The sequence below is a fragment of the Streptomyces niphimycinicus genome (assembly GCF_018883605.1).
Taxonomy (GTDB): Bacteria; Actinomycetota; Actinomycetes; order Streptomycetales; family Streptomycetaceae; genus Streptomyces; species Streptomyces niphimycinicus.
In genome coordinates this window covers 1-8,112 of sequence record NZ_JAHLEM010000822.1, presented here as the reverse complement: position 1 = coordinate 8,112, position 8,112 = coordinate 1, and the positions used below count along the sequence as shown (strand labels likewise).

Annotated in this window: 10 protein-coding genes; 4 read left to right on the top strand and 6 right to left on the bottom strand. The window is 69.9% G+C overall.

The window, feature by feature from the left end; all coding sequences use genetic code 11:
- The 3 genes from KN815_RS43485 to gvpO form a co-directional block, all read right to left on the bottom strand.
- The coding region (locus KN815_RS43485; protein ID WP_216347269.1) for a GvpL/GvpF family gas vesicle protein at positions 1 to 497 on the bottom strand (497 nt) is incomplete at its 3' end.
- Positions 498 to 500: 3 nt separating this feature from the next.
- Positions 501 to 1,004: a gas vesicle protein GvpJ gene (gene gvpJ, locus KN815_RS43480; protein ID WP_216347268.1), complete on the bottom strand. Its 504-nt coding sequence runs from the start codon at positions 1,002 to 1,004 to the stop codon at positions 501 to 503.
- 26 nt (positions 1,005 to 1,030) lie between these two features.
- Positions 1,031 to 1,342, bottom strand: coding sequence for a gas vesicle protein GvpO (gene gvpO / locus KN815_RS43475; RefSeq protein ID WP_216347267.1), 312 nt, complete (start codon positions 1,340 to 1,342; stop codon positions 1,031 to 1,033).
- Between the two features lie 359 nt (positions 1,343 to 1,701).
- On the opposite strand from gvpO, the gene KN815_RS43470 reads away from it, so the two are divergent.
- The 4 genes from KN815_RS43470 (at position 1,702) to mfd (ending at position 6,654) form a co-directional block, all read left to right on the top strand.
- Positions 1,702 to 2,061, top strand: a complete 360-nt coding sequence (locus KN815_RS43470; RefSeq protein WP_216347266.1) for a hypothetical protein — start codon at positions 1,702 to 1,704, stop codon at positions 2,059 to 2,061.
- A complete protein-coding gene (locus tag KN815_RS43465) occupies positions 2,054 to 2,317 on the top strand; it encodes a hypothetical protein (protein ID WP_216347265.1) in 264 nt (87 codons plus the stop codon). Before KN815_RS43470 ends, KN815_RS43465 begins: the two co-directional genes overlap by 8 nt.
- A gap of 236 nt (positions 2,318 to 2,553) precedes the next feature.
- Complete coding sequence (locus KN815_RS43460; RefSeq protein WP_216347264.1) at positions 2,554 to 2,955, top strand: hypothetical protein; 402 nt, start codon at positions 2,554 to 2,556, stop codon at positions 2,953 to 2,955.
- Between the two features lie 162 nt (positions 2,956 to 3,117).
- Positions 3,118 to 6,654, top strand: a complete 3,537-nt coding sequence (gene mfd / locus KN815_RS43455; RefSeq protein ID WP_216347263.1) for a transcription-repair coupling factor — start codon at positions 3,118 to 3,120, stop codon at positions 6,652 to 6,654.
- A 104-nt stretch (positions 6,655 to 6,758) separates the two neighbouring features.
- Here the strand turns inward: mfd and KN815_RS43450 are convergent, their stop codons facing one another.
- From KN815_RS43450 to KN815_RS43440, 3 genes are all read right to left on the bottom strand, one after another.
- Positions 6,759 to 7,103, bottom strand: a complete 345-nt coding sequence (locus KN815_RS43450; protein ID WP_216347262.1) for a helix-turn-helix domain-containing protein — start codon at positions 7,101 to 7,103, stop codon at positions 6,759 to 6,761.
- Positions 7,100 to 7,471, bottom strand: a complete 372-nt coding sequence (locus KN815_RS43445; protein ID WP_253209613.1) for a type II toxin-antitoxin system RelE/ParE family toxin — start codon at positions 7,469 to 7,471, stop codon at positions 7,100 to 7,102. Before KN815_RS43445 ends, KN815_RS43450 begins: the two co-directional genes overlap by 4 nt.
- A gap of 336 nt (positions 7,472 to 7,807) precedes the next feature.
- On the bottom strand, positions 7,808 to 8,112 hold a 305-nt coding region (locus tag KN815_RS43440; protein ID WP_216347260.1), incomplete at its 5' end, for a helix-turn-helix domain-containing protein.

The following is an 8,112-nucleotide window of genomic DNA, read 5'->3' as shown; positions in this document are numbered from 1 at the left end:
GCCCTGCGCCTGAGCCCGCGCGCCACGGCCTCGCCGAGCCGCACGCTGGCCTCGTAACCCGGGGCCCTGCGGGCGGCCGTGCGCAACCGGCTCACCTCGGGGTCCTCCCGTACCAGCGAGCCCAGGTCGGCCTCGGTGGGCAGCGCCTTGAGGTTCATCTCGACCCGCCCGTCGACGCGTTCGAGCGCGGTCAGGCAGTCGTTCTGGGACGACAGCAACTGCTGCCGCACCGACTCCTCGTCGGGGGCGATCATCCCGAAGCGCATCGGCAGCACCGGTCCGTCCACCGCCAGCGCCAGGGCGAGGTCCTGGTGGGCGAGGAGGTCGCGCCGCTTGGCGCGCGGCCGGGCCGGAGCGTCGCTGATCACCGCGGCCAGCGCGCCGGCCCGGAGGGCACGGACCGGGGCGGGCCGCTCGCCCACTCCGGTGCGGCCGGGCGGCACCGTGTGCGAGGCGCGGACGACGCCGTAGACGTACACGCTCCGGGGCGCGGTCATGGATCAGTCCTCCTCGTACGACGAACCGGAACGGCGGCGGGAGCGGGCGCCGGTGGCGGCGGTGCGCCGCCGGGGGCGGCTCTCCCGCTCCTCCGGCTCCTCCCACTCCTCTTCCTCCTCGTCGTCGTCGGCCCCGACGGCGTGCTTGACCTTCTCTCCCACGCCTTTCACCGCCTTCTTGGCCTTCTTCTTGCCGAGGCCGGTGGCCATCCGCCCGGCCGGACTCCCGCCGCCGCCCGCGACCCCGCCCAGCAGTTCGGGAACGGTCGTGCTGCTGCGGTCGAATTCGAGGTCCAAGCGGTTGCAGGCTTCGGCGAAGCGCAGGTAGGTGTCCACGCTGGCGACCACGATGCGGGCGTCGATCTTCAGGATCTCGATGCCGACGAGGGAGACCCGGATGAAGACGTCGATCACCATGCCCCGGTCGAGGATGAGTTCCAGGACGTCGTAGAGGGTGCCGGTCCGCTGAATGCAGACGACCTCTTCCGTGTACGTGCCAGTGGGCATCTCGGGGCGTCCTTTCGGCTGTCGTCTCAGCAGTCGTCGGCCGCACCGCGCCGGTAGCGGCGGACCCTCCGGTATTCCTGGAGTTCGCCCCGCTGGTCGACGCGCACCTCGTAGGTGGCCAGCAGGCTGGTGGTGTCGGGGATCCGGGCGACCTCGAGGACGTCCACGCTGACGACCCAGCCGTCCTCGTGGCGGGTCACCCCGCTGACGCCTTCGGGCTCATGGACGATCAGTGAGGCGAGCTGGTCGCATGCCTGCCGGGCGGCCTCGGCCGGCCGGGGCGGCCGGGACCTGGGGCTCGTCCTGGTGGGCGACGGGCGCGTCTCTCGCTCTGCCATGTGCATCAGTGTGATCACAGGGCGTGCCCGGCCGCCTGTCGTGATGGGCCGGACGGCCGCCTGCCGTGCTGGGCCGGACGCGGGTGCGGCTCGACAAGGGCAGCACCCGAACGCTCAAGATCAAGGAAATCCGCGGCGCGGCGTGAGCCTGCTGGAGCACCGCCTGGCGTTTGATCCGGTACGAGACCCGGTGTTCGACTTCATACGGAGCCAGGGGTGGTGGCTCACTCCGAGGGCCGGTGCCACATTCACTCGGTCCGAGGCCGCGTGACGGCGGGGGCGGCAAGAGGATAACCGCCTCACCCCTCACCCCCGCTTGCCGTACGGTGATCGAGGCATCCTTGGAGGGCAGAGGACAGATGACCACGCAGCCGGTTCACGATGGTGGGGCGCTGATCCCCAGACCTGATAAGACCTTCCCCGCACTGCGTACCGCACTCGCGCAGGTCGCGCCCTCCCGCTTGGCGGAGATGACGTCCGAGCGGGACACGGTCTTCACGATGGCCACCCAATCCAACAGCTTCGGGCCGATCGCAATGTTCCAGCTCAAGTGGGCCACAGTGATCGAGATCGAGCGGTTTCCCGATGTTGCCCGGCGCCTGCACGCTGCCGAGCAGGCCGCCCAGGTGCTCGACAAAGAGGATCCAAAGTGGCAGGTGGCCATGGATGAGATCCGGGAGATCATGCAGGCTGCACGCGCGCAGGTTGCCAATGGGTGACTGGGGCTGGGAGTACAACCCAGACGCCCACCACGTCATCGGCGAGACGCCGAATCTTGCCTTTATCGCGGAGGTCGAAGCACGCGCGGATGAGCTGGTCCGCGCAGCAGCGGCTCTCTACCTGGACGGCGTCGCCCACCAAGGGCAGTCACCTGGTGTGCAGGAGGAGGTCCTGCCCCGGGGGATGTTCCAGTATCTGACGATTGTGAGGCAGGAGCGCTTGTACATCGTCCAGGTGACTCCCTGGCCTCTGTGAGCCCGCGGCCACAGCCAAAGCACTGGGCGGGGTGAGGGGTATGCAGGGCGCCCACACGTCGTCCACTGTGAAGGCGCAATTATCTCCGGTGCAGTCGAACTGATCCAGAAATGGGGCAGGAATCGCTGGTTCCGCAGCGGAACACATGTGAAGATGGCTCGCGGCCGGTTGCCCATAATGGATGACCGGCCATGGGTGGAAAATACCGTTGGGGAATAATGCGTACACATAAGGCGGTGGCCTGCCTGGCCACCATGGTGGCCCTGTCGGCGGGCTGCTCCGACGATGGTGACAAGGGCAAAGCCGAGGACGGCGGCATGGTGACTGTCGAATTCAAGGTGACGGGGGATTCGCCGGCGAGCGTATATATCCCCGGTATCAATTCGAGTCTGTATACCGATGCCAAGAAGGGCGGCGGTGACGCCGATCTGGATCTCGAAAACGTCAAGACGCCGTGGTCGAAGAAGTTCAAGGTGAAGCCCGGAAGGTCGCTGTCGTTGCAAGCGGGTTCCGCGGAGCCGAAGAAGGAAATCGGCTGCCAGATATTCGTCGACGGGAAGCTCAAGGACGAGGAGACGCGGAAGAACAAGCCCGGCAGCACCCTCACGGCCGGGTGCTCGAGCGCGACCCCGGGCTGATCGACGCGTACCCCGGGCTGATCGGGGCGCGATCCACAGGTGCCCGGGCGGGCGACGGAGCGGCGGAGATTGTCGTCGGGTGGCCGTACTCTGGAAGACCCCCGGCCCGTGACACGTGTCGGGTCGTTCGCGTTGTCCGCCTCCGGGATGGAATACCCCTTTATGAGCCTCACCGGTCTGCTCGACGTCGTCGTCAAGGACCCCGCGCTCGCCGAGGCGGTGCGCGGCGCCGCCGATGGCAATCGTCCCCACGTCGATCTGGTCGGCCCGCCGGCCGCCCGCCCGTTCGCCATCGCCGCGCTGGCGCGCTCCGCGGGCCGTCCCGTGCTCGCGGTGACCGCCACCGGCCGGGAGGCGGAGGATCTGGCGGCCGCGCTGCGCTCGCTCCTCCCGCCGGACGGGGTGGTGGAGTACCCGTCCTGGGAGACGCTGCCGCATGAGCGGCTCTCCCCGCGCTCGGACACGGTCGGGCGGCGCCTCGCGGTGCTGCGCAGGCTGGCCCATCCGCGCCAGGACGACCCCACGGCGGGCCCGGTCTCGGTCGTCGTCGCGCCCGTGCGGTCCGTGCTGCAACCGCAGGTCAAGGGGCTGGGGGACCTGGAGCCGGTGAGCCTGCGGGCCGGGGGGACCGCCGATCTGGAAGAGATCGTGGACGGGCTCGCCGCCGCCGCGTACTCCCGGGTGGAGCTGGTCGAGAAGCGCGGCGAGTTCGCCGTGCGCGGCGGCATCCTGGACGTCTTCCCGCCCACCGAGGAGCATCCGCTCCGGATCGAGTTCTGGGGCGACGACGTCGAGGAGATCCGCTACTTCAAGGTGGCCGACCAGCGCTCCCTGGAGGTCGCCGAGCACGGCCTGTGGGCCCCGCCCTGCCGGGAGCTGCTGCTGACCGACCAGGTGCGGGAGCGGGCCGCGGCCCTCGCCGAGGCCCACCCCGAACTGGGCGAGCTGCTCGGCAAGATCGCCGAGGGGATCGCGGTCGAGGGCATGGAGTCCCTGGCCCCCGTCCTGGTGGACGACATGGAGCTGCTGCTGGACGTCCTTCCGAAGGGCAGCATGACGGTTGTCTGCGACCCGGAGCGGGTGCGCACCCGGGCGGCGGACCTGGTGGCCACCAGCCAGGAGTTCCTGCAAGCGTCCTGGGCGGCCACGGCCGGGGGCGGGGAGGCCCCGATCGATGTCGGCGCGGCCTCCCTGTGGGGCATCGCGGACGTCCGCGACCGGGCCCGTGAGCTGGACATGATGTGGTGGTCGGTGAGTCCCTTCGCGGCCGACGAGGAGCTGGACGCTGACACCGTCAAGCTGGGCATGCACGCCACCGAGAGCTACCGCGGCGACACCGCCCGGGCGCTGGCCGACACCAAGGGCTGGCTCGCCGACGGCTGGCGCACGGTCTATGTGACCGAGGGCCACGGCCCCGCCTCCCGCACCGTCGAGGTGCTCGGCGGCGAGGGCATCGCGGCCCGGCTGGACGGCGACCTCACCGAGATCAAGCCGTCCGTGGTGCATGTGTCCTGCGGCTCGATCGACTACGGATTCGTCGACCCGGCCCTGAAGGTGGCCGTGCTGACCGAGACGGATCTGTCCGGGCAGAAGGCCGCGGGCAAGGACGGGGCGCGGATGCCTGCGCGCCGCCGTAAGACCATCGATCCGCTCACCCTCGAAGCGGGCGACTTCATCGTCCATGAGCAGCACGGCGTGGGCCGCTATATCGAGATGGTGCAGCGCACCGTCCAGGGCGCCACCCGCGAGTATCTGGTGGTGGAGTACGCCCCGGCCAAGCGCGGCCAGCCCGGCGACCGGCTCTTCGTCCCCACCGACCAGCTCGAGCAGGTCACCAAGTACGTGGGCGGGGAGGCGCCGACCCTGCACCGGCTCGGCGGGGCCGACTGGACGAAGACCAAGGCGCGCGCCAAGAAGGCCGTCAAGGAGATCGCCGCCGACCTGATCAAGCTCTACTCCGCCCGGATGGCGGCGCCCGGCCATGCCTTCGGCGCCGACACCCCCTGGCAGCGCGAGCTGGAGGACGCCTTCCCGTACGCGGAGACCCCCGATCAGCTCACCACCATCGCCGAGGTCAAGGAGGACATGGAGAAGTCGGTTCCGATGGACCGGCTGATCTGCGGCGACGTCGGCTACGGCAAGACCGAGATCGCGGTCCGCGCGGCCTTCAAGGCGGTCCAGGACGGTAAGCAGGTCGCGGTGCTGGTGCCCACGACCCTGCTGGTGCAGCAGCACTTCGGCACCTTCGGCGAGCGGTACGGCCAGTTCCCCGTCAACGTCAGGGCGCTCTCCCGCTTCCAGACCGACACCGAGGCCAAGGCGGTGCTGGAGGGGCTGAAGGACGGCGCGGTCGACATCGTCATCGGCACCCACCGGCTCTTCTCCTCCGAGACCAAGTTCAAGGACCTGGGCCTGGTCATCGTGGACGAGGAGCAGCGCTTCGGCGTCGAGCACAAGGAGCAACTGAAGAAGCTCCGCGCCAATGTGGACGTGCTGACCATGTCCGCCACCCCCATCCCGCGCACCCTGGAGATGGCGGTCACCGGCATCCGCGAGATGTCCACGATCACCACCCCGCCGGAGGAGCGGCACCCGGTGCTGACCTTCGTCGGGCCGTACGAGCAGAAGCAGATCGGCGCGGCGATCCGCCGTGAGCTGCTCCGCGAGGGCCAGGTCTTCTACATCCACAACCGGGTGGAGTCCATCGACCGGGCCGCGGCGAAGCTGCGCGAGATCGTCCCCGAGGCGCGGATCGCCACCGCCCACGGCCAGATGTCGGAGACCGTCCTGGAACAGGTCGTGGTCGACTTCTGGGAGAAGAAGTTCGACGTGCTGGTCTCCACGACCATCGTCGAGTCCGGTATCGACATCTCCAACGCCAACACCCTGATCGTCGAGCGCGGCGACAACTTCGGCCTCTCCCAGTTGCACCAGTTGCGCGGCCGGGTCGGCCGCGGCCGCGACCGCGGTTACGCGTACTTCCTCTACCCGCCGGAGAAGCCGCTCACCGAGACCGCCCATGAGCGGCTGGCCACCATCGCCCAGCACACCGAGATGGGCGCGGGCATGTATGTGGCGATGAAGGACCTGGAGATCCGCGGCGCGGGCAATCTGCTCGGCGGCGAGCAGTCCGGCCATATCGCGGGCGTCGGCTTCGATCTGTACGTCCGGATGGTCGGCGAGGCCGTCGCCGACTACCGGGCCTCGATCGAGGATCGCGACGGCGAGGTCGAGGAAGCGCCGCTGGAGGTCAAGATCGAGCTGCCGGTCGACGCACACGTCCCGCACGACTACGCCCCCGGCGAGCGGCTGCGCCTCCAGGCGTACCGCGCCATCGCCTCCGCCACCGGCGAGGACGACATCCGCGCCGTCCGCGAGGAGCTCACCGACCGCTACGGCAAGCTTCCCGAACCGGTGGAGAACCTCCTCCTGGTCGCGGGCCTGCGCCTGCTGGCCCGCGCCTGCGGCGTCACCGACATCACCCTCCAGGGCTCCAACATCCGCTTCTCCCCGGTGGAGCTCCGCGAATCCCAGGAACTGCGCCTCAAGCGCCTCTACCAGCGCACGGTGATCAAACCGACCACCAAGCAGGTCCTGGTCCCCCGCCCCGCAACCGCCCGCATCGGCGGAAAGCCGCTGGTGGGGCGGGAGCTGCTGGCATGGACGGGGGAGTTCCTGACGACGATCCTGGGGCCCTGACATGCGCGCCGGTACGTCGATCGCGGCCCGCCCGGTGCCGGTGCTCATGGCCCGGCGCCGGGCGGGGACAGGGCGGGCCGCGCGGCCCGGGGGCACGATCGCGCTCAGGCGATGCGGATCTGTTGATCGTCGACTTCGAGCACGAGTGTCAGCCGGGCGCCCAGGGCCTGCGCATAGGCGCGCATCGCCGTGAGGTCCACCGCCTTGCCCTGCTCCAGTTGGGAGACGCGGGCCTGGGTGATGCCGAGCTGGACGGCGGCCTGCTGCTGGGTGAGCCCCCGCTCCCTCCGCAGCCGCTGTAGGTGGTGGCCCAACAGGTGGGCCTCTTGCTGGAGACGTGCCGCCTCCTTGCGAACCGCCCACTCGGCCTCGCCCACTTCGGGGTGGGCCTCACGACGGATCCGCTCGGCGCTCCTCTTGACCTCGTCCCACGAGGTGAAACCGCTCATTCCGCCGCCTTCTCCTTGTGGTCGAGGTACTGCCGGTAGCGCTCCTCGGCGAGTGGCACGGCGGTGTCGTACCAGCGTCGCCAATTGCCCGCCTTGTCGCCCGCCACGAGAAGGATGCACTCCCGGTCGGGGTCGAAGACGAAGAGGATGCGGATTTCGGTCCGGCCCCCCGAGCCCGGGCGTAACTCCTTGAGGTTCTTCATCGAGCTGCCGTGGATCACATCGGCCATAGGACGACCGAGGCTCGGTCCTATGTCGGCAAGCAACTCGATGGCCTGCTCCACCGAGTCGGCCGAATGCGGATCGTGAGCACATAGGGCGAGGAACCAGTCGGCCACCTCGTCATGGATGTTGATTGACCACGTCACGGACGAGTATAAGCAGTCGCTTGTAGAAGCGCATGCTTTTATTGCCGGATCATTCACTCGCATGGGTGGCTCGGCGCCGGGCGGGGACAGGGGCGGGCCGCGCGCGACACCCCCGTCGTCGCGCGGCGGCCGCCCCGGATCGTGAGGCCCGGCGGGCCGGGCCAGTTCAGGACATTAGGCGGGCGCGGCAGCGGCGGCGAGGAACGATGTGCACAGTGAGGGTGTGCGGTGGTTCCCGTTCGAACGGTGAGCGCTCTGGCGAACGGTGAGTACGGCCGCGGACGGGGAGTGCGCGGACGGGGAGTGCGCTGAGGCGCATCGCGGTGCCCCGGCTCCTCAGAGCGAGCCCAGTGCCCGCATCGCCAGCCACAGTTCGTACTTCGCGCTCGGCGCGGTCAGCAGGGACCGGCCCAGCACGTCCTCCGCCCTGGTCAGGCGCTTGCGCGCGCCCGGCAGCGAGATGCCGAGGGCGGCGGCTGCCGCGGGGAGACGGGCGTCGGCGCGCAGCCAGGTGCGTACGGTCTCCAGGCCGGCCGTGGGCCTGGCCGCTTCCAGGGGGCGCAACTGGGCCCGGGCCCAGGTCCCGGCGGCGGGTGTGCCCAGCACCGTGTCCAGCGTGGCGGTGGGCCCCGGCGGGGCCT

Excerpts from the sequence above, each read along its gene's own strand:
- gvpJ (WP_216347268.1), bottom strand. The coding sequence starts at position 1,004 with ATGCCCACTGGCACGTACACGGAAGAGGTCGTCTGCATTCAGCGGACC.
- gvpO (WP_216347267.1), bottom strand. The coding sequence starts at position 1,342 with ATGGCAGAGCGAGAGACGCGCCCGTCGCCCACCAGGACGAGCCCCAGG.
- KN815_RS43470 (WP_216347266.1), top strand. The coding sequence starts at position 1,702 with ATGACCACGCAGCCGGTTCACGATGGTGGGGCGCTGATCCCCAGACCT.
- KN815_RS43465 (WP_216347265.1), top strand. The coding sequence starts at position 2,054 with ATGGGTGACTGGGGCTGGGAGTACAACCCAGACGCCCACCACGTCATC.
- mfd (WP_216347263.1), top strand. The coding sequence starts at position 3,118 with ATGAGCCTCACCGGTCTGCTCGACGTCGTCGTCAAGGACCCCGCGCTC.
- KN815_RS43450 (WP_216347262.1), bottom strand. The coding sequence starts at position 7,103 with ATGAGCGGTTTCACCTCGTGGGACGAGGTCAAGAGGAGCGCCGAGCGG.